The following is a 20,105-nucleotide window of genomic DNA, read 5'->3' as shown; positions in this document are numbered from 1 at the left end:
CCCGGCTTGAAGCGCCTGGTCGCCTATCTGGTCGGCGACGCGGACCCGCAGGAGGTCCGCGCCCAGCTGGCCGCCACGCTTCCCGAGTACCTGGTCCCCGGCGCCCTGGTCCTGCTGGATGCCCTGCCGCTGACCGTCAACGGCAAGCTCGACCGCCGCGCCCTCCCCGCCCCCGACACCGTCACCACCGCCCAGCGCGCCCCCCGCACCGCCCACGAAGAGGTACTGGCCACCCTCTACGCGGAGGTGCTGGGCCTGCCCTCGGTCGGCATCGACGACAGCTTCTTCGAGTTGGGCGGCCACTCGCTCCTCGCCACCCGCCTGCTCAGCCGGGTCCGCACCGTGCTGGGCGAGGAGCTGGCCCTGCGCGACGTCTTCGAGGCCCCGACCGTCGCCGCCCTGGCGGAGCGCCTGGCGGCCGGCACCGAGCACGGCGACAAGTTCGCCGAACTCCTCCCGCTGCGCCGCGAGGGGGCCCGCCCGCCCCTCTTCTGCGTGCACGCGGGCTACGGCGTCGGCCTCGGCTACAGCCGCCTGCTGCCCTACCTGGCCGACCGCCCGGTCTACGCCCTCCAGGCCCGCAGCCTGACCGGCCCCGACAACCTGCCGGAGACCGTGGAGCAGATGGCCGCGGACTACATCGGGCAGTTGCGCACCGTCCAGCCGCAGGGCCCGTACCACCTGCTCGGCCACTCCTTCGGCGGCCTGGTGGTCCAGGCGATGGCCAGCCGGCTGCAGGAACTGGGCGAGGAGGTCGGCCTGCTGGCCATCCTGGACGCCTACCCGCAGGCCGACTACACGGTGCAGGGCGCCGAGCGCGACGAGCAGGAGACGCTGGCCGTCTTCCTCGCCATGTTCGAGGCCGACCGCCCGGCGCCGGACGGCGTGCCGCTGACCCGCGAGCAGGTGGTGGAGACCCTGGTGCAGGGCTCCTTCTCCGCCTTCTCGGCGGCCGACCTGACCGCGATGGGCGAGGCCTGGGAGCGGCACGTCCGGATGATGCGGGAGTTCGAGCCGGCGCCGTACCGCGGCGACCTGCTCTTCGTCACCGCCACCGAGCAGCGCTCGGCGGGCACGCCCTCCTTCGAGGTCTGGTCCCGCCACGTCACGGGGCGGATCGAGAACCACCGGGTCGCGGCCACCCACCACGGCCTGATGTACCCCGGGCCGATCGCACAGATCGCGCGGGCCGTCGAGGAGTACACCGGCCGATGAGCCGGGCACCCGTCGTTGACGCGCCACGGACGATCCGGAATCCTCGGAGCCGTCCGATCGAGAAGAGCCGAGTGAGAGGCAGCAGTCAGGTGACCAACCCGTTCGAAGACGCCGACGCCGAGTACGTGGTCCTGACCAACGACGAGAACCAGCACTCGCTCTGGCCGGTCTTCGCCGAGGTGCCGGCCGGCTGGCAGCAGGTCTTCGGCAAGGCCTCCCGCCAGGAGTGCCTGGACTACGTCGAGGCCAACTGGACCGACATGCGCCCGAAGAGCCTGATCGAGGCGATGACCGCCGGCCAGTCCGGCCAGTCCGGCCAGTAGGACCGGCAGGAACCAGCAGGACCAGCAGGACCCGTAAGGCCGACACCGCCCCCGCCCGCACCCCGGGCGGGGGCGGTGTCGCATTTGTGCCCACGAGGCCGGCGGCCCGTCAAGGAGGGGGTGTTAGTCTCACCGTTCTGCTCCGACGGGACCGCTCAGCTGAAGGAACGTCTCTGGCCATGGCCTCCACGCTCGTCATCACCAATGACTTTCCGCCGCGACAGGGCGGGATCGAGACATTCGTCCACGCCATGGTGACCAGAATGCCGGCGGAGGACGTCGTGGTGTACACCTCGCGCGAGCCGGGGGACCGGGCCTACGACGCGAAGCTGCCGTTCCCGGTGGTCCGCGACAGCAGCCGGATGCTGCTTCCCACCCCGCGGGCCACCCGCCGCGCGATCGAGGTGGCGAAGGCGCACGGCTGCGACCGGGTCTGGTTCGGCGCCGCCGCGCCGCTCGGCCTGATGGCCCCGGCGCTGCGCCGCCAGGGGGTGCGCCGGATGGTCGCCACCACCCACGGACACGAGATCTGGTGGGCCCGCACGCCCGGCGCCCGGCAGGCGCTGCGGGTGATAGGGAGCAACGTCGACGCGGTCACCTACCTCGGCCAGTACACCCGCGACCGGATAGCCCCCGCGCTGGGCCCGCGGGCGGAGCTGAGCCGGCTGGTGCCGGGGGTGGACGCCGAGCAGTTCCGCCCCGACCCGGCGGCCGGCGCCGCGCTGCGCGAGGAGCTGGGCCTGGCCGACCGGAAGGTGATCGTCTGCGTGGCCCGGATGGTGCCGCGCAAGGGGCAGGACATGCTGATCCGGGCGCTGCCGCTGATCCGCCGCGCGGTGCCGGAGGCCGTGCTGCTGGTGGTCGGCCGCGGCCCGCACGAGGCCGAGCTGCGCAAGCTGGCGGCCCGCCACGCGCCGGGCGCCGTGCACTTCACCGGCGGCAAGCGGCACGAGGAGACCCCGGCCTACTACGCGGCGGCGGACGCCTTCGCGATGCCCTGCCGGACCCGCAAGCTCGGGCTGGAGGCGGAGGGCCTGGGGATCGTCTTCCTGGAGGCCTCGGCCTGCGGCCTGCCGGTGGTGGTCGGCCGCTCCGGCGGCGCCCCGGACACCGTGCTGGACGGGCGGACCGGCCGGGTGGTGGACGGCGCCGACCCGGCCTCGATAGCCGAGGCGCTCACCGCCCTGCTGCTCTCCGCCGACGCCGACCGCTCGGCGATGGGCGAGGCCGGCCGGGAGTGGGTGCGCGAGTCCTGGTCCTGGGAGGCCTCGGCCCGCCACCTGATGGGCCTGCTGGATCCGGCCGAGCACGCCGCCGCCTGAGCGGCCGACGGGCGGCGGATGACGGAGCGTCACCGTCCGACTGCGGCCGCGCCGCAGTCGGACACCCCGTCAGACCGTCTGCTCCACCGGCAGCACCTGCCGCAGCCAGGTCCGCTCGCCGCGCGGCTTCCACTCGCGCGGGTAGCCGACCGAGACCTCCTCGAACCGGACCCCGTCGTACCAGGTGACCCGGGGGATGTGGAGGTGGCCGTAGATCATCGCGGCGGCGCGGAACCGGATGTGCCAGTCGGCGGTCAGCTCGGTGCCGCACCACTGGGCGAACTGCGGGTAGCGCAGCACCCGGGTGGGTTCGCGCACCAGCGGGTAGTGGTTGACCAGCACGGTCCGCATCGCCGGGTCGACCTCGGAGAGCCGGCGCTCGGTCAGCTCGATCCGGGCCCGGCACCAGTCGCCCCGGGTCGGGTACGGGTCCGGGTGCAGCATGAACTCGTCGCTGCAGACGATCCCCGAGTCGTGGGCGATCCGCAGCGACTCCTCGACGGTGGTCGCACCGGGCGCCATGAACGAGTAGTCGTAGAGCGTGAAGAGCGGGGCCACCACCACCGGGCCGCCGCGGCCCTGCCAGACCGGGTACGGGTCCTCGGGGGAGTGCACGCCGAGCCGGCGGCAGAGCTCCACCAGCGCCTCGTACCGCTGCACTCCGCGCAGCTGCACCCGGTCGTTGGGGTGGGTCCACAGCTCGTGGTTGCCGGGGGACCAGACCACGGTGGTGAAGCGGCTGCGCATCAGGGTGAGCACCCAGGCGATGTCCTCGAAGCGCTCGGCGATGTCGCCGGCGATGATCAGCCAGTCCGACGGGTCGTCAGGGCGCAAGGACTCCACGATCGCCCGGTTCTCCGGGTGGCCGATGTGCAGGTCGCTGATCGCGTACAGGCTGCCGGACAGAGCTCACACCTCCGATGCTGAACGTACCTCGGGTGGGATTCGAACCCACGCTGTCGGTGGTTTGAGCACCGTGTCTCTTCCGCTGGACTACCGAGGCAGGAACGGGGACACCTGGATGATCGGCTTCCCCCGCCTCGAAGAAACATACCCTCTTCCCGGGCCCGATGACAGGGGCCCAGGCCCTGACGACAGGGCGACCGGTGGCCTGCGACGATGGTCCGGGTCCAGGGGGAGCACGACAGACAGGGGGCGTCGATGGAGCGGTCGGACCGGATCGGCCAGGTCTTCTGCCTGCCCTACGCGGGCGGCAGCAGCATGATCTTCACCAAGTGGCCGGTGCCGCCGCGGCTGAAGCGCTGGCAGGCGCTGGACTACCCGGGGCACCTGCTGACGATGCGCCGGCCGCCCGCCGCCGACCTGGCCGAGCTGGCGGCGGGGGTGCTGGCCGTGGTGCTGGAGCGGGCCGAGGGGCCGTACGCGCTGTTCGGGGTGAGCATGGGCGCGCTGGTGGCCTACGAGGCGGCGCTGGCAGCGGAGGCGGCCGGGCGCGGACCGGAGCTGGTGGTGCTGGCCGCCTGCCGGGCGCCGGACCAACTGGCCGGCCACCCGCGGTTCTCCCGGATCCCGGGGGACGAGGCGATGCTGGACGCCTTCGCGGAGCGCTACCCGGGGATCGACGTGGGGGTGCTGGCCCAGCCGCAGATCCGCGACCTGGTGCTGCCGGTGCTCCGGGCCGACCTGCGGCTCTTCGAGGAGTACGCCTACGGGCCCGCGACCGGACCGGTCCGGCGGCTGGCCGCCGACCTGCTGGTGATCACCGGGAGCGAGGACAGCGCGGCCAGCCCGGAGCTGGCGGCCGGCTGGGCGGCCTGCACCACCGGGTCGGTGGAGCGGCTGGTGATCGAGGGCGGCGACCACTTCTTCGTGGACAAGCGCCCGGCGGAGCTGGTCGAGCTGCTGACCGACCGGCTGTGGACGCCGGACGCCGACTGACGGCTGACCGGGCGTCGGGCCCGGACGGCGGCGCGCCGTCCGGGCCCGGTGCCCGGGGTCAGCGCTCCGCGGCCTCGACCGTGTGGCGCAGCAGCAGCGCGGTGGTGACCGGGCCGACGCCGCCCGGCACCGGGGTCAGCGCGCCGGCGACCGCGGCGACCGCCGGGTCCACGTCGCCGGCCAGGCCGCCGTCCTCGGTCGGGTTGGTGCCCACGTCGATCACGGTGGCGCCGGGGCGCACGTGCGCCCCGGTGATCAGCCCGGCCCGGCCGACCGCGGCCACCAGCACCTCGGCGGTGCTGGTCAGCGCGGCCAGGTCGGTGGTGCGGGAGTGGCAGACCGTCACCGTGGCGTTGCGGTCCAGCAGCAGGTGCGCGGCGGGCTTGCCGACCACGGTGGAGCGGCCGACCACCACCACGTGCTTGCCCTGCAGCTCCACCTGGTAGTGCTCCAGGATGGTCAGCACGGCCTCGGCGGTGGCGGGCGCGAAGGCCGGCAGGCCGGCGGCCAGGCGGCCGAGCGAGAGCGGGCTGGCGCCGTCCACGTCCTTGGCGAAGTCGATCGCGCCGGCCAGCTCCTCCAGCCTGGCGCCGGCCGGCAGCGGGGTCTGCAGCATCAGCCCGTGCACCGTGTCGTCGGCGCTGAGCCGCTCCAGGGTGGCGGTGATCTCGGCGGCGCCGGCGGCCGGCCCGAGGTCGACGATGTCGCAGGTGATGCCGACCTTGCCGGCCGCCTTGGCGATCGAGCGGACGTACCAGGCGCTGGCCTCGTCGTCGGTGGCGGTGACCACGGCGAGCCGGGGGGTGCGGCCCTGCTCGGCCAGCTTGGCGGCGCGCTCGGCCACGTCGGTGCGGATCAGGGTGGCCAGCGGGCCGCCCTTGAGCTCGGTGGCGGTCACTTGGTGATCTCCTTCCGCACCGCGGTGGTGACGGCCTCGGCCGCGGCGGCGATCTGGTCCACGTCGGCGGTGGCGGCGAGCAGGTCGGCGCGGACCGACTCGTCCTTGATGCCGCCGAGGTTGATCTCGACGTTCACCCGGGCGGTGGTGGCGGCGGCGCGGGCGGCCTCGGTGGCGGCGGCCACGTCGGTCAGCACGTTGCGGTTGCCGATCGGCAGCAGCTCCTCGCCGAGGGCGACCAGGCGGCGGGCGGCGGCGATGGTGGCGGCCGGCGGCTCGGCGGCGCCGACCAGGGCGGCGGCGATCGCCGCGGAGCGGGCGGCCTTCTCCTCGGCGGTGGCCTTCGGCAGCTTGTAGGCCTCGGTCACCGCGGTGAAGGCGGCGGCGTCCTCCTCGGCGAGGCGCAGGGCGGTGGCACCCAGCTCCTCGGACTCGGCGAGGATGCGGGCGATCGCGTCCTGGACGTCGGCGTAGCGCTCGCCGGTGGTGTAGCGGGCCACCATGCTCAGCAGGGCGGCGCTCTGCGCCGCGTGCAGCGCGGCACTCGCCCCGCCGCCCGGGGCGGGCACCCGGTCCCCCAGTTGCCGCAGGAACTCGCCGATGGTCAGGTCGCGCATCTGTCTCCCTCAGGGAGTCGGGGTGGTGGCCGCAGCCGGGTGTCGAGGGCACAGGCGTCGCTGACAGCGCCCAGCGGGCGATTCTACTCACCCGGTTTCGGCTGGTCCGTCCGGTGACGGCTGGTCCGGACCGTTTCGCGGTGACGGGTCGTCAGTGCACGGCCGTCAGACAGGGCAGCCGAGGGCGGCGAAGGCGGTGCGGACCAGTACGGGCACGTCGGTGACGGCCTGCTGTTCGGGCGTCAGCCGGGTGAAGACCAGCCGGACCGAGCGCAGCGCGGCCACCCCGGCCCGGCCGAGCGAGGCGGCCCACAGGCGCTCGTCCAGCCCGGGGTCGGTGTGGCCGGCCCGGGTCAGGAAGGCGCCGGCCACCGCCTCCTCCAGGTCGAAGAGCAGGAAGCGGTCGCCCTTGGTGGTCGGTTCCGGGACGAAGGGCTGCGGGCCGACCAGCAGCACGGCGGGGGCGGTGTGGTCCGTCGCGGCCAGCTCCAGCACCGCCTCGCGCAGCGCGACCAGCGGGGGCTCGGCGGCCGGGCGGCCCAGGATCCGCTCGGTCAGCACCGGGATCAGCTCCCGGACCTGCTGCAGGATCAGGCTCTCCTTGGACCGGAAGTACCGGAAGAAGGTGCGCTCGCCCACGCCGGCGGCGGCGGCGATGTCGCGCACCGTGGTCGCCTCGTAGCCCTGCTCGCGGAACAGCTCGGCGGCCGCCCTGACCAGCGCCTGGTGGGTGCGCCGGCGGTTCTGCTCGCGCCGTCCGGTCTCTTCGGTGTCCACGCCTCGATCCTCGTCCGTCTGCACCGGTCGATCATCGCAGGCCCGCCGGAGTGCCCCCGGAAAAGTTGGCAGGGCTGCCAACTTTGCTAATGTGACAGGCCTGCCAACTTCTTCTCGGCGGCACCCTCGCCCGCAGACTGGAGTCCTGCCATGCCGACCCTGCTGCACCGCCTCGGACGGCTCGCCTTCCGGCACCGACGCCGAGTCCTCGCCCTCTGGCTGGCGGTGATCGCCGCGGCGGTCGGCTGCATGCTGGCCTTCGGCGGCCCCGGCAAGCTGGACGACACCTTCACCACCCCCGGCTCCGAGTCCCAGCAGGCGCTGGACCGGCTGAAGACCGACTTCCCGGCCTTCTCCGGCACCAGCGCCCAGGTGGTCTTCACCGCCCCCGCCGGCCACCGGATCACCGACCCGCCGGAGCTGGCGGCCGTGCGCGGCGCGCTGGCCGCCGCCCAGCAGGCCCCGCAGGTGGCCAAGGTGGTCGACCCGGTCGCCGCCCGCACCGTCTCCGCCGACGGCAGCACCGCCATCGCCCAGGTGCAGTACGAGGTGACGGTCGGCGGGCTGCACGGCGACTCGGTGGACAAGCTGCGCACCGCCGTCGACCCGGCGAAGGCGGCCGGACTCGACGTGCAGGTCGGCGGCAACGCCGCCGGCGGCACCAAGACCGGCAACGCCGCGGGCGACGCGATCGGCCTGGCGGTGGCCCTGCTGATCCTCACCCTGACCTTCGGCTCGCTGCTCGGCGCCGGCCTGCCGCTGGCCTCCGCCGTGGCCGGCGTGGCCACCACGCTGGCCGGGGTGCTCAGCCTCACCGGCGTCACCGCGATCTCCTCCACCGCGCAGAGCCTGGCGCTGATGATCGGCCTGGCGGTCGGCATCGACTACGCGCTCTTCATCGTCAGCCGGCACCGCTCCCAGCTGGCCGCCGGCGAGGAGGTGGAGGAGTCCGCCGCGCTGGCCGTCGGCACGGCCGGCTCCGCCGTGGTCTTCGCCGGGCTCACCGTGCTGATCGCGATGGCCGGCCTGAGCGTGATCGGCATCCCCTACCTGACCGTGATGGGCCTGAGCGCCGCCGCCGCGGTGCTGATCGCCGTGCTGGTCGCCGTCACCCTGCTGCCCGCGCTGCTCGGCTTCGCCGGCGAGCGGCTGCGCCCGCGCCCCGGCTCCCGGGCGCAGCGCCGCGAGCGGGCGACGGCCGCCACCGACGGCCGGCCGGCCGGCGCCGGCGAGCGCTGGTTCCGGCTCGCCACCCGCCGGCCCGCCGTCACCGTGCTGCTGGTGGTCGCCGCCGTCGGCGCGCTCGCCTGGCCCGCCCAGGACCTGCGCCTGGCGCTGCCCGACAACGGCACCGCCCCCGCCCACTCCGGCCAGCGGCTCGCCTACGACCAGGTCAGCAAGGAGTTCGGCCCCGGCTTCAACGGCCCGCTGCTGCTGCTCGCCGACACCTCGCACAGCGCCGACCCGGCCGCCGCCGTGCAGCAGCTGGCCGGCACCGTGCGCGCGCTGCCCGGCGCCACCGCCGTCGGCGCCCCGGTGAGCAACCCGGCCACCCACAGCACGCTGATCCAGGTGGTGCCGGCCGGCGGCCCCGCCGACCGGTCCACCAAGGACCTGGTGAACGAGATCCGCGACCGGGCCCCCGAACTGGCCCGGCAGACCGGCGCCACCGTCGGCGTCACCGGCACCACGGCCGTCGGCATCGACGTCTCCAGCAAGCTGGACGCCGCGCTGCTGCCGTTCACCGCCGTCGTCGTCGGGCTCTCGCTGCTCCTCCTGCTGCTGGTCTTCCGCTCGCTGGTGGTGCCGGCCAAGGCCGCCGCCGGGTTCCTGCTCTCCATCGGCGCCACGCTCGGCGTGGTGGTCAGCGTCTTCCAGCACGGCCACCTGGCCGGGCTGATCGGGGTGGACCGGGCCGGACCGGTCTCCAGCTTCCTGCCGATCGTGCTGCTGGCGGTGCTCTTCGGGCTGGCCATGGACTACGAGGTCTTCCTGGTCTCCCGGATGCGCGAGGCCTACGTGCGGGACCGGCAGCCGCTGCGGGCCGTGCACGACGGCGCCCGGCACAGCGCCCGGGTGGTCACCGCGGCCGCGCTGATCATGATCGCGGTCTTCGCCTCCTTCCTCGGCGCGCAGAGCCTGATCCTCAAGCAGATCGCGCTCGCGCTGGCCGTCGGCGTGTTGCTGGACGCCTTCCTGATCCGGATGACCCTGGTGCCCGCCGTGCTGGCGCTGGCCGGCCGCTCGGCCTGGTGGCTGCCCCGCTGGCTGGACCGGCTGCTGCCGGACCTGGACATCGAGGGCGAGAAGCTGCACCGGGCCCGCGGCCGGGAGGCGGAGGTGATCACGCTGCACGCGCCCGCGGACCGGCCCTGATGGTAAGACTGGGCTGACCGACGATCAGCTGCCCCCAGGAGCCTCCACCATGTCGCAGCCCGCCCCGCAGCCGCTGGAACCGATCGACGAGGACTGGCAGTGCGCCCTCGCCGTGGTCGCCCACCCGGACGACCTGGAGTACGGCGCGGCCGCGGCCGTGGCCCGCTGGACCGGCCAGGGCAAGCGGGTCGTCTACGCCATGCTGACCAGCGGCGAGGCGGGCATCGACGGGCTGGACCCGGCCGAGTGCGGCCCGCTGCGGGAGGCCGAGCAGGTGGCCTCCGCCGCGGTGGTCGGGGTGGACACGGTGGAGTTCTGCCGCCACCCCGACGGCGTGCTGGAGTACGGCCTGCCGCTGCGCCGGGACGTCGCCCGGCTGGTCCGCCGGCACCGCCCGGAGATCGTGATCACCGGCAACTTCCGGGACACCTACGGCGAGGTCCACCCCAACCAGGCCGACCACATCGCGGCCGGCCGGGCGGTGCTGGACGGGGTGCGGGACGCGGGCAACCGCTGGGTCTTCCCGGAGCTGCTGGCCGAGGGCCTGGAGCCGTGGAACGGGGTGCGCCAGCTCTGGGCGCTCGGCTCCCCGCGGGCCGGGCACGGGGTGGACACCACCGACACCTTCGAAGCCGGCGTGGCCTCGCTGGAGGCGCACGCCGCCTACCTGGCCGGGCTGGGCAACGCGATGGCGGACGCCCGGGGCTTCCTGGAGGGCTTCGGGCGGGAGACGGGCAGCCGGCTGGGCACCCGGTTCGGCGCCTCCTTCGAGGTGGTCCCGCTGACCTTCTGATCCGGCTGGGGCCCGCAGGAAATATGACGGCGGGTCAGCCGGTTGTCGATCCCGCGGCCGGACGGCGGCCGGGGGGAACCAGTTGAGGAGCGCATCATGAAGATCGGCATCATCGGAGCGGGGAACATCGGCGGCAACCTGACCCGGCGGTTCGCCGCCGCGGGCCACCAGGTCGCGGTGGCCAACTCGCGCGGCCCGGAGAGCCTGGCCGAGCTGGTCGCCGAGACCGGCGCCACCGCCGTGACGGCCGCCGAGGCGGCCCGCGGCGCCGAGCTGGTGGTGGTCACCGTCCCGCTCAAGGCCGTGCCCGGCCTGCCCGCGGACCTGTTCGCCGAGGCGGCCCCCGGGTTCGTGGTGGTGGACACCGGCAACTACTACCCGCAGCGCGACGGCCGGATCGACGAGATCGAGGACGGCCTGCCGGAGAGCCGCTGGACCGAGCAGCAGATCGGCCACCCGGTGGTCAAGGCCTTCAACGGCACCTACGCCCAGGACCTGCTGGAGCGTCCGCTGCCGGCCGGCGACCCCGGGCGCCTGGCGCTGCCGGTCGCGGGCGACGACGAGCGGGCCAAGCAGGTGGTGCGCGAGCTGATCGACGAGATCGGCTTCGACACCGTGGACGCCGGCTCCATCGCCGAGTCCTGGCGCCAGCAGCCCGGCACCCCGGTCTACGGGCTGCGCTCGGGCACCGACGACGTCGTCAAGGCCCTCGCCGAGGCCTCCCCGGAGCGCCCCGCCGACTTCCGGTTCTGACCTCGCGTCACCAGCGGTACCGCCCGCCGTCCGGGTGCGGCCGACCGGTTCGTCAGGGAGTCGGCTGGCCGCACCGGCGGATTCGGCGTAGACATGGGCGCATGGCCCGGAAGAAGCGGACTCGGCAGGTCCGGGGTGCGCGCAGCCTGGCCGGGCAGGTCTTCGCACTGCAGGTGCTGGTGGTGGTGCTGCTGGTGCTGGCGGCCGTCCTGGCCCTGGTGCTGGGCTCGCAGCGCGACAGCAACACGGAGGTGCGCAACCGCTCGGTGGCCGTGGCCGAGACCTTCGCCAACGCGCCCGGCACCGCCGCCGCGTTGCACGCACCCGACCCCAGCGCCGTGCTGGACCCGCGGGCCGAGGCCGCCCGGATGAACGCCGGTGTGGACTTCATCGTGGTGATCAGCCCCCAGGGCATCCGGCTCACCCACCCCGTGCCGGCGCTGATCGGCACCCCGTTCCAGGGCGACTACCTGCCCGCGCTGCAGGGCCGCACCGTCATCCAGCGGGTGGGCAGCCCGATCGGCGAGCTGGTGCAGGCCGTGGTGCCGCTGCGGGAGACCGACGGCTCGGTGGTCGGCGCGGTCGCCGCCGGGGTCACCACCAACCGGGTCGGCGCCGCCGTCGACCGCCAGCTGCCGCTGGTGCTCGGCACCGCGGCCGGCGCCCTGCTGCTGGCCACCGTCGGCACCGCCCTGGTCGGCCGCCGGCTGCGCCGGCAGACCCACGGGCTCGGGCCGGCCGAGATGACCCGGATGTACGAGCACCACGACGCGGTGCTGCACGCCGTCCGGGAAGGGGTGCTCATCATCGGCCCGGAGAAGCGGGGCACCGGACCGGAGAAGGGCTCCGGCCCCGAGAAGCGCGGACTCTTCGGCGAGCGGCACGGCCCCGGCCCGGACACCCTGCTGCTCGCCAACGACGAGGCCCGCCGGCTGCTCGGCCTGACCGCCGAGGCCGAGGGCCGCCCCGTCGCCGAACTCGATCTGGACCGCCCGGCCGCCGAACTGCTGGCCTCCGGTGAACCGGTGACGGACCGGGTGCTGGTCAGCAAGGGCCGGGTGCTGCTGGTCAACGTCCGCTCCACCGCGCTGGCCGGCGGCCCGCCCGGCAGCGTGGTCACGCTGCGCGACTCCACCGAGCTGCAGGCCGCCGCCGACCAGGCCGAGGCCGCCGACCGCCGGCTCACCCTGCTCTACGAGGCCTCGGTGGCGATCGGCACCACCCTGGACGTCACCCGCACGGCCGAGGAGCTGGCCGAGGTCGCGGTGCCCCGGTTCGCCGACCAGGTCACCGTGGACCTCGCCGAGACCGTGCTGGGCGGCGCCGAGCCGGTGCCCGCCGACAGCCTGCGGATGCGCCGGGTGGCGCTGCACGGCGGGTCGGCGGCGGGCTTCTACCCGGTCGGTGAGCTGATCACGGTGCGCCCCGGCTCGCCGCAGGGCCACAGCCTGGGCACCGGGCAGGCGGTGCTCGACTCCGACCTGCCGAACTCCCCGGGCTGGCAGGACCAGGACCCGGAGCGCTCCGGCCAGCTGCTGGACGGCGGGGTGCACTCGGTGATCCGGGTGCCGCTGCTCGGCCGCGGCGTGCAGCTGGGCATCGCCAAGTTCTGGCGGGCCGGCGCCACGCCCCGGTTCGAGGCGGCCGACCTGTCGCTGGCGGAGGAGCTGGCCGCCCGGGCCGCCGTCTGCATCGACAACGCCCGCCGCTACACCCGCGAGCACGCGATGGCCGTCACCCTGCAGCGCAGCCTGCTGCCGCACGATCTGCCGGAGCAGACCGCGCTGCAGGTCGCCTCCCGCTACCTGCCCGCCCAGGCCGGGGTGGGCGGCGACTGGTTCGACCTGATCCCGCTGCCCGGCGCCCGGGTCGCCCTGGTGGTCGGCGACGTGGTCGGCCACGGCCTGCACGCCGCCGCCACCATGGGCCGGCTGCGCACCGCCGTGCACAACTTCGCGATGCTCGACCTGCCGCCGGACGAACTGCTCGGCCATCTGGACGAGCTGGTCGCCCGGCTGGACCAGGAGCAGCGCCAGGAGCCGGGCGGCAGCCAGGCGGTGACCGGCGCGGGCTGCCTGATCGCGGTCTACGACCCGGTCTCCCGGGAGTGCGTGATGGCCCGGGCCGGGCACCCGCCGCCCGCCCTGGTCGGCCCGGACGGGTCGGTGGAGTTCCCCGAAGTGCCGGCCGGGCCGCCGCTGGGCGTCGGCGGGCTGCCGTTCGTCTCGGCCCGGCTGCGCCCGCCCGAGGGCAGCCTGCTGGTGCTCTACACCGACGGACTGCTGGAGGACCGCGAACGCGACCTGGACACCGGGCTCGACCTGCTGCGCCGGGCGCTGCAGGGCTCCGACCGGGAGCCGGAGCACACCTGCGAGGAGGTCCTGGCGGCCCTGCTGCCGGCCCGCCCGGTGGACGACGTGGCGCTGCTGGTGGCCCGCACCCGGGTGCTGCCGCCGGACCGGGTGGCGCACTGGACGGTGGCCAAGGATCCCGCGGCGGTGCGCGAGGTGCGGGCGGCGGTCAGCCGGCAGCTCGACGCCTGGGGGCTGGCCGAGCAGGCCTTCGTCACCGAACTGGTGCTCAGCGAGCTGCTGACCAACGCGATCCGCTACGCGGCCGCGCCGATCACCGTGCGGCTGCTGCACGACCGGGTGCTCACCTGCGAGGTGGCCGACGCCAGCAGCACCGCCCCGCACCTGCGCTACGCGGCCGAGACCGACGAGGGCGGGCGCGGGCTCTTCCTGGTCGCGCAGCTGGCCGAGCGCTGGGGCACCCGGTACACCCGCACCGGCAAGGTGATCTGGGCCGAGCAGGAGCTCGGCTGAGGCGGCCTCAGCCGACCGGGTCGACCCGCCAGTCCGGGTGGCCCGGCATCGGCGGGGTCCGGGTGCCGTGCAGCCAGGCGCCGAGGAAGCCGGAGAGGTCCTGGCCGGAGACCTCGGAGGCGGTGGCGACGTAGTCGGCGGTGCTCGCGTTGCCGTTGCGGTAGCGGGCCAGGAAGGCGTGCTCGATCCGCTCGAAGACCGACTCGCCGACCTGCTGGCGCAGCGCGTAGAGCACCAGCACCCCGCCGAGGTAGCGCTGCTCCTCCCAGAGGTTTGCCGCCGTCGGGTCGGCCACCGGGCCCCAGTCGTGGCGCCACTGGTCGGCCTGGGAGTAGACCAGCCGCATCCGGTCGTCCATCGTGGTCAGCCCGGCCGAGTCGGGCCAGCCCTGCTGGTAGCGGTAGAGCAGGCCGTAGAAGTCGGCGTGGCCCTCGTTCAGCCACAGGTCGGACCAGGAGCGGGGCGTGACGCTGTCGCCGAACCAGGAGTGCACCAGCTCGTGCATCATCAGCGGGGCGATCGCCTGCTCCGGCTGGGCGAGGAAGCCGGGCTTGTAGAGGGTGAGGGTCTGGGTCTCCAGGCCGGTGAAGCCGAAGGCGTCGGGCGCGTCGGTGTCCACCGGCAGCAGCCCGTAGTCCTCGAACGGGAACGGGCCCAACCGCTGCTCGATCCACTCGAGCTGACCGGCCGTGAGATCGAGTGCGGGCTTCAGCGCGGCCAGCCGGGCGGGCGGCACCACATCGCGCAGCGGCAGCCCGCCGGGGCCCTGGTGCTCGTTCAGCACGTAGTCGCCGACGGCGACTTGGAGCAGCTCGGTGGCCATCGGCTCGCGGTAGCGGTACTCCCGGGTGGTGCGGCCGTCCCGTTCGCGGGTGGCGGTCGGCTGGCCGCCGGCCACCCCGAGCAGGGCGTCGGGGGCGGTCACCGAGACGGTGAACCGGGCCTTGTCGTCCGGGCGGTCGTTGCACGGGAAGACGGTGTGCGCGCTGTTCGGCTGGCCGGCCACCGCGAAGCCGTCGGCGGTCGGCACCCAGCCGGTGTGCGGCAGGGCGGCGCGGGGGTCGGCGGTGTAGTCCACCCGCAGGGTGAGGGCTCGGCCGGCCGGTGCGCGGTGCGGCAGCTGGACCGTCAACTTCTCGTCGTGCAGGGTGAAACCGGCCGAGCGTCCGTCCACCGTGACCTGGCGGACGGTCAGCCCCAGGGCGTCCAGGTCCAGGCTGCGCAGCGGCTGCCGGGTGCGCGCGGTGATGGTGGCGGAGCCGTCCACCGTGCGGGAGGCCTCCCGGTAGTCGAAGGCCAGGTGGTAGTCGAGGGCGTCGTAGGCGGTGCTGCCCAGCCCGGGGAAGACCGGATCGGCGGGGCCGGGGGCCGGGGCCGCCTGCGCCGCGGGGGCGAGGGCGAGCCAGCAGGCGAGCAGCGCGGGCGGAAGTGCCTTGGCGATCATCACTGGAGGGAGTGTAGCCGGGGAACGGCCGAAGGGCCGTGGCGGGAGCCACGGCCCTTCGGATGAACTGATGGAGCGTCAGGAGGCGTTCAGCGCGGTGTCGTCGACCACGAAGCTGGTCTGCAGCGAGGAGTCCTCGGTGCCGGTGAACTTCAGGGTGACGGACTGGCCGGCGAAGCTGGAGAGGTCGAAGCTCTTCTGCACGTAGCCGGTGGCGGCGTTGACGTTGGAGTAGGTGGCCAGGGTGGTGGAGTTGGCCTGGACGGTCAGCTTGTCGTAGGCGGTGGTGCCGGTCTCGGCGGTGTCGATGTGCAGCCAGAAGCTGAAGGTCGCCTTGCAGCCGGCCGGGATGGTGACGGTCTGGGAGAGGGTGTCGGTGTGGGCGCTGCCGTAGCCGTCCAGCCAGGCCTTCCAGGAGCCGCTGTGGGCGGCTTCGCCGGTGGAGTTGTCGATCACGCCGGCCGAGGCGGTCCACGGAGCGGCGGAGCCGGTCTCGAAGCCCGCGTTGCCGAGCAGCTGGCCGCCGCCGGTGCAGCCGCCGCCGCCGGAGCCCGCGATGGCCCAGCTGAAGGAGGCGCTGCCGCTGGCACCGGTGCCGTCGGTGGCGGTCGCGGTCACGCTGTAGGTGCCGGCGGTGGTCGGGGTGCCGGAGATCAGGCCCGTGCTGGAGTTGATCGACAGGCCGGCCGGCAGGCCGGAGGCCGAGTAGGTCAGGGTCTGGCCGGTGCCGGAGTCACTGGCGCTGATCTGCAGGCTGGTCGCGGTGCCCACGGTGCCGCTCCGGCTGCCCGGGTTGGTCACCGTGACGGTGTTGCCGGTGCCGCCGTGGTTCAGGATGGTGTGCGAGATGGCGCAGGAGTTGGTGTCGTTGGACCAGCTGGCCTGCTCGGCGTAGGTGCCGAAGGAGCCGAAGCTGATGTTCGCGGCGCCGCCGGTGGTGCCGGGGGAGAGCCAGGCGCACTCGTCGGAGTTCTCCTGGCCGTTGTAGGTGGCGTCACCGGTGTGGTTGGTCCAGCCGCCCGCCGGGTTCTGGTCGGACATCATCTCGTGCCACTCGTGGCCGAGGGTCATCGTCCAACCGTCGAGGGTGCCGGGGGAGTTGACGAAGCCGACGCCGCAGCCCGAGCCGGAGTCGATGTTGTAGGGCTGGTTGGAGAAGGCGATGTCGCCGTAGGGCGAGGTGACCGCGCCGCCGGTGAGGGTCGAGTCACCGTTGTAGTCGTGCCAGGCGCAGTACTGGCCCTGGTAGTTGTCCGGGTTGGTGCCGTGCGGCGACAGGATCACGTAGTAGGCGTCGCGGTTGGCGGCGGCCGTCGTGTTGCCGAAGTGCGCGGCGGCGTTGACCGCCTCCTGGCCCAGCTGGTGGCCGGAGGCCGCGGCCGGCGAGGCGGCCGAGTTGTCGTACCAGACGCCGGACAGCACGCCGCCGGTCTGGTACGGGATGAAGTTGGCGTTGCTCGGGCAACTGGTTGCGCCGGAGGCCACGTTCGGGCCGTCGCACCACTGGGTCAGGTCGGCCGACCAGAGCTCGTTGTTGGTGCCGATGCCCTTGAACATCTGCTGGGTGGCGCCCGCCGCGCCGGCCGAGTCGCCGGAGAACTTGGCGTTGCCGTTGGCGTCGGTGCTCTGGGTACCCCACTGGTTACCGTAGAACACCAGGTAGACCTTGGAGTGGCCGCTCTGCACGCCGATGCCGTCGATGGCGCCGCCGTACGAGAGGGTCTGCGGGCCGGTGGCGACGTTCGGAGTCGCGTGGCCGGCGTCCCAGGCCTTCATCTTGGCGTTCTGCTGGAGGGTCGGGATGGCCCCGTGCCGGTACGGGTGGTTGTACGCCGGGTTGTACGGGTTGGCCGAGGTGCTGCTGCCGGCGGCCGGCGCGGCCTGGGCCGCGGGCGAGGCGGCGGCCATCAGCACGCCGGTGAACAGGGACAGGGCTGCGAGGCCGGTGAAGGCCGCGCGGGCGCCGCGGATCCGGGGAGTACCCATGTGTGGGGGGAATCCTCTCTCCTGCAGACCGTCAGGACACGCCTGTTGGGCGCACTGGGACGGTCGGCTGCGTGGGGTCGGGGCTTGCTGGAGGCACCTGTGCGGGCCGGGGCCGCGGGTGTGCGGCGGCGGCCTTGGAGCGGGTGGTGCTGGGCGCACTTGGCCTCGGGGCGGTGCGTGGGGACGCGCCGCACACCGGTGAGTCAGCTGGTCACCGCGGCGGTGTGGCCCGCGGCTGCTGCGGGATTCGCAGTTGGTGCGCCGTTCGCTGCCGTGAAGCAAAGCAGAGTTGGCGAGGCCCGGTCAACGGTCCTGACGCCAGATTCCTGTACCGACCGACCGATCGGTCGTCACGCCCCTCGCTCGCCGCGCAGCCGTTACCGTGTGCCCGGCCGGGAGAGCAGATCGTCCAGGAGTGCCGCCCAATGCTGGGCGAGGTAGAAGTGACCGCCGGGGAAGGAGCGTTGGGCGAAGCCGGCGGTGGTGACGGGGGCCCAGGCGGCGACCGAGGCCTCGTCCACGTACTCCTCGGCGTCGCCGAAGTAGGCCGTCACCGGGATGGCCAGCGGAGTGTTCGCCGGGTCCACCTGGTGCTGCTCGGTGATCCGGTAGTCGCCGCGCAGCACCGGCAGCACCAGGTCGCGCAGCTCCGGGTCGTCCAGGAAGCGCATGTCGGAGCCGCCGAGCTTGCGCAGGTCCTCGATCAGCGCCTGCTCGCTCGCGTCGGCCAGCCCGCGGGGCTTGACCATGCCCGGGCCCGAACGGCTGGAGAGGAAGAGCGCACGCGGCCGGATGCCGGGCCGCCCGGCCAGCAGCCGGGCCGCCTCGTAGGCCACCGCGGCACCCATGCTGTGCCCGAAGAGCACCAGCGGCGCGTCCGCGAGATCGGCGCAGGCCTCGGCGACCGGGCCGGCCAGTTCGGCGATGCTCAGCGGCAGCGGCTCCATCAGCCGGTCCTCCCGGCCCGGGTAGCGCACCCCCAGGACCTCCACCCCGGGCGGGGCCAACTCGCCGAGCGGGCGGTAGTAGTTGGCGGTGCCGCCCGCGTGCGGGCAGCAGAGCACCCGCAGCCGGGGCGGGCCGGGCCGCTCGGGGCTGAGCCTGCGGAACCACTGCTCGGCGGTCGCCCTGCCCCCGTCGCCCATCTCCCGGCCCCTTCCGTCGCACCGCCCCTCGGCAGGGCACATGCTAGCGGACGGCGATCATGCGTTTGCCGGGTTCCGGATGCTGACCTCCCGTCAGCGCACCGCCGACAGCTCGGCCAGCAGCTCCGGCCCGTCCCAGTGGCGCTCCGGGCCCTGCTCGGCCTGGTGCACCAGCTCGGCCAGCCGGGCGTTGACCGGCGCCCGCAGCCCGTACTCGGCGGCCAGCGCCACCACCTCGCCCTGGAGGTTGTCCACCTCGGTCGGCCGCCCGCGCCGCAGGTCCTCCCACATCGAGGAGCGGGCCTGCTCGTCCACCCGCAGATTGGCCGCCGCCAGCCGGCGGAAGGCCGCGTCCGGCATCAGCAGGGCCCGCGCGGTGACCGCCGCCGGGAACGGCCCGACCCGGGCCACCGGCAGCCCCGCCGCCCGGAACGCCGCCAGCGCCTCGCCCTGGCAGAGCGCCAGGCACTGCCGGTAGGCCCGCCGGCCCAGCTGCTCGCGCAGCGGCAGGCCGGAGAGCGCGTTCACCGCGTTGTTCAGGTTGGCCAGCAGCTTGGCCCGCTGGGTCGCCCCGATGTCGCCGGCCGCCCGGGCCGACAGCCCGGCCCGCGCCAGCACCGCCAGCAGCCCGGCCGCCGCCGGGTGCTGCTCGACCGCCACCGCCCCGGCCGTGCCGCGGTGGAAGGTGCCCGGCGCGGACTGCAGCACGTTGTACGGCACCATCGCCGCCAGCACCGTGCGGCCCGGCAGCGCGGCCCGCAGCACCTCGGTGTTGTAGAGCCCGTTCTGCAGGCTCACCACCACCGCGCCGCCGCCGACCGCGGCCAGCTGCCGGGCGGCGGCGCCGGTGGCCGCGGTCTTCACCGTCACCAGCACGAAGTCCGCCCCGGCCGCCGCCTCCGGACCGGTGGCCACCGCGAACCGGTCGGCCGGCACCGTCCGGGGCGGCTGCCCGCCGCCCGACAGGGTCAGCCCGCCGGCCAGGGTGTCCAGCACGGCCGGGCGCCCGATCAGCGTCACCTCCGCGTGCTCGGCCAGGTGGCCGCCCAGGTAGCAGCCGACGCTGCCGGCGCCGAGCACGGCGATCCGCGGACGGTCCATCAGTTCTCCTCAGGGGTGGGCCGGGGCACGGTGAGAGTGTGCAGCAGGGCGGGCAGGAAGCGCCGCTCCAGGGTGCCGGGCGGCAGCTGCTCCGGCTCCACGTAGCTCTGCGCCAGGCCGCCCTCGCGCAGCGCCACCAGCAGCCGGGCGAACTCCTCGGCCGGCACCGTCAGCGCCAGCCCCGCCCGGGCCAGGCCCGCCGCCAGCCCCTCGGCCAGCGCGGCCCGCAGCCGGGCGTCGTGCCGGGCCAGCACCCAGCCGGCCTGCGGGTCGCGGATCGCCCGCAGGGTGAACTCGGTGGTCACCAGGTACCAGTCGCGCTCGGCCGGCTCGATCACCGAGACCAGCTCCACCAGCCGCCCGACCGTCAGCTCGCCGTCCGGCACCGACTCCAGCGCCGCCGACAGCCGGGCCAGGATCCGCTCGCTGTGCTCGTCGAAGAGCGCCAGGAACAGCTCCTCCTTGCTGCTGAAGTTGGAGTAGAAGGCGCCCCGGGTGAAGCCCGCGGCCGAGCAGACCTGCTCGATCGTGCTCGCCTGGAAGCCGTGCTCGGCGAAGGTCGCCAGTGCCGCCTCCAGGAGGGCCGCCCGGGTGCGCGGGCGGCGGCTGGTGGTGCCCTTGGGCATGCTGC

17 protein-coding genes and 1 tRNA gene are annotated in these 20,105 nt (G+C 74.5%); 8 read left to right on the top strand and 10 right to left on the bottom strand.

The annotated features are described in order from the left end of the window. The 3 genes from ACFYNO_RS40160 to ACFYNO_RS40150 all read left to right on the top strand — a co-directional run. Window positions 1–1,215, top strand: a 1,215-nt coding sequence (locus tag ACFYNO_RS40160; RefSeq protein ID WP_388023448.1) for an alpha/beta fold hydrolase, incomplete at its 5' end; no start/stop codon positions are given. An 89-nt stretch (window positions 1,216–1,304) separates the two neighbouring features. Continuing rightward, the gene (locus ACFYNO_RS40155; protein WP_388023455.1) at window positions 1,305–1,538 is read left to right on the top strand and encodes an MbtH family protein; all 234 of its coding nucleotides are present in this window, start codon (window positions 1,305–1,307) and stop codon (window positions 1,536–1,538) included. A gap of 179 nt (window positions 1,539–1,717) precedes the next feature. Continuing rightward, a complete protein-coding gene (locus tag ACFYNO_RS40150) occupies window positions 1,718–2,860 on the top strand; it encodes a glycosyltransferase family 4 protein (protein WP_388023446.1) in 1,143 nt (380 codons plus the stop codon). 69 nt (window positions 2,861–2,929) lie between these two features. On the opposite strand, the gene ACFYNO_RS40145 is transcribed toward ACFYNO_RS40150, so the two are convergent. Together ACFYNO_RS40145 and ACFYNO_RS40140 are read right to left on the bottom strand one after the other, a co-directional pair. Beyond that, on the bottom strand, window positions 2,930–3,766 hold the full coding sequence (locus tag ACFYNO_RS40145; RefSeq protein WP_388023453.1) for a metallophosphoesterase family protein: 837 nt from the start codon (window positions 3,764–3,766) through the stop codon (window positions 2,930–2,932). 24 nt (window positions 3,767–3,790) lie between these two features. After that, window positions 3,791–3,863, bottom strand: a tRNA-Leu gene (locus ACFYNO_RS40140). 158 nt (window positions 3,864–4,021) lie between these two features. Here ACFYNO_RS40140 and ACFYNO_RS40135 point away from each other — a divergent pair. Next, window positions 4,022–4,759, top strand: a complete 738-nt coding sequence (locus tag ACFYNO_RS40135) for a thioesterase II family protein (protein ID WP_388023444.1) — start codon at window positions 4,022–4,024, stop codon at window positions 4,757–4,759. A gap of 58 nt (window positions 4,760–4,817) precedes the next feature. Here the strand turns inward: ACFYNO_RS40135 and ACFYNO_RS40130 are convergent, their stop codons facing one another. The 3 genes from ACFYNO_RS40130 to ACFYNO_RS40120 form a co-directional block, all read right to left on the bottom strand. Then, window positions 4,818–5,657, bottom strand: coding sequence for a bifunctional 5,10-methylenetetrahydrofolate dehydrogenase/5,10-methenyltetrahydrofolate cyclohydrolase (locus ACFYNO_RS40130; protein ID WP_388023442.1), 840 nt, complete (start codon window positions 5,655–5,657; stop codon window positions 4,818–4,820). Beyond that, window positions 5,654–6,274 carry a cyclodeaminase/cyclohydrolase family protein gene (locus ACFYNO_RS40125; protein WP_388023439.1) on the bottom strand — a complete coding sequence of 207 codons (621 nt, stop codon included), beginning with the start codon at window positions 6,272–6,274 and terminating at the stop codon, window positions 5,654–5,656. The genes ACFYNO_RS40130 and ACFYNO_RS40125 overlap by 4 nt, the downstream gene beginning before the upstream one ends. A 165-nt stretch (window positions 6,275–6,439) precedes the next feature. Then, window positions 6,440–7,051 (bottom strand): TetR/AcrR family transcriptional regulator, encoded by a 612-nt coding sequence (locus ACFYNO_RS40120; RefSeq protein WP_388023437.1) that lies wholly within the window; start codon window positions 7,049–7,051, stop codon window positions 6,440–6,442. A 150-nt stretch (window positions 7,052–7,201) separates the two neighbouring features. Between ACFYNO_RS40120 and ACFYNO_RS40115 the strand changes: the two genes are divergently transcribed. The 4 genes from ACFYNO_RS40115 (at window position 7,202) to ACFYNO_RS40100 (ending at window position 13,798) form a co-directional block, all read left to right on the top strand. Next, on the top strand, window positions 7,202–9,427 hold the full coding sequence (locus tag ACFYNO_RS40115; protein WP_388023434.1) for an MMPL family transporter: 2,226 nt from the start codon (window positions 7,202–7,204) through the stop codon (window positions 9,425–9,427). Window positions 9,428–9,476: 49 nt separating this feature from the next. Further along, window positions 9,477–10,220 carry a PIG-L deacetylase family protein gene (locus ACFYNO_RS40110; protein WP_388023433.1) on the top strand — a complete coding sequence of 248 codons (744 nt, stop codon included), beginning with the start codon at window positions 9,477–9,479 and terminating at the stop codon, window positions 10,218–10,220. Between the two features lie 96 nt (window positions 10,221–10,316). Continuing rightward, entirely contained in the window at window positions 10,317–10,973 is a 657-nt protein-coding gene (locus tag ACFYNO_RS40105) for an NADPH-dependent F420 reductase (protein WP_388023431.1), read from the top strand. Window positions 10,974–11,074: 101 nt separating this feature from the next. After that, window positions 11,075–13,798, top strand: coding sequence for a SpoIIE family protein phosphatase (locus ACFYNO_RS40100; RefSeq protein ID WP_388023428.1), 2,724 nt, complete (start codon window positions 11,075–11,077; stop codon window positions 13,796–13,798). 7 nt (window positions 13,799–13,805) lie between these two features. Here the strand turns inward: ACFYNO_RS40100 and ACFYNO_RS40095 are convergent, their stop codons facing one another. From ACFYNO_RS40095 to ACFYNO_RS40075, 5 genes are all read right to left on the bottom strand, one after another. Then, window positions 13,806–15,242: a M1 family metallopeptidase gene (locus ACFYNO_RS40095; RefSeq protein ID WP_388023451.1), complete on the bottom strand. Its 1,437-nt coding sequence runs from the start codon at window positions 15,240–15,242 to the stop codon at window positions 13,806–13,808. 78 nt (window positions 15,243–15,320) lie between these two features. Further along, the gene (locus tag ACFYNO_RS40090) at window positions 15,321–17,228 is read right to left on the bottom strand and encodes a putative Ig domain-containing protein (RefSeq protein ID WP_388023425.1); all 1,908 of its coding nucleotides are present in this window, start codon (window positions 17,226–17,228) and stop codon (window positions 15,321–15,323) included. A 377-nt stretch (window positions 17,229–17,605) separates the two neighbouring features. Then, the gene (locus tag ACFYNO_RS40085) at window positions 17,606–18,373 is read right to left on the bottom strand and encodes a thioesterase II family protein (protein ID WP_388023422.1); all 768 of its coding nucleotides are present in this window, start codon (window positions 18,371–18,373) and stop codon (window positions 17,606–17,608) included. 93 nt (window positions 18,374–18,466) lie between these two features. Beyond that, a complete protein-coding gene (locus ACFYNO_RS40080) occupies window positions 18,467–19,474 on the bottom strand; it encodes a 2-dehydropantoate 2-reductase (protein ID WP_388023420.1) in 1,008 nt (335 codons plus the stop codon). Then, complete coding sequence (locus tag ACFYNO_RS40075) at window positions 19,474–20,100, bottom strand: TetR/AcrR family transcriptional regulator (protein WP_388023418.1); 627 nt, start codon at window positions 20,098–20,100, stop codon at window positions 19,474–19,476. The genes ACFYNO_RS40080 and ACFYNO_RS40075 overlap by 1 nt, the downstream gene beginning before the upstream one ends. Window positions 20,101–20,105: the final 5 nt, after the last annotated feature.

Origin of the sequence: Kitasatospora sp. NPDC006697 (assembly GCF_042869935.1) — a bacterium.
Classification (GTDB): Bacteria; Actinomycetota; Actinomycetes; order Streptomycetales; family Streptomycetaceae; genus Kitasatospora.
This window is presented reverse-complemented; position numbering and strand designations above follow the sequence as displayed.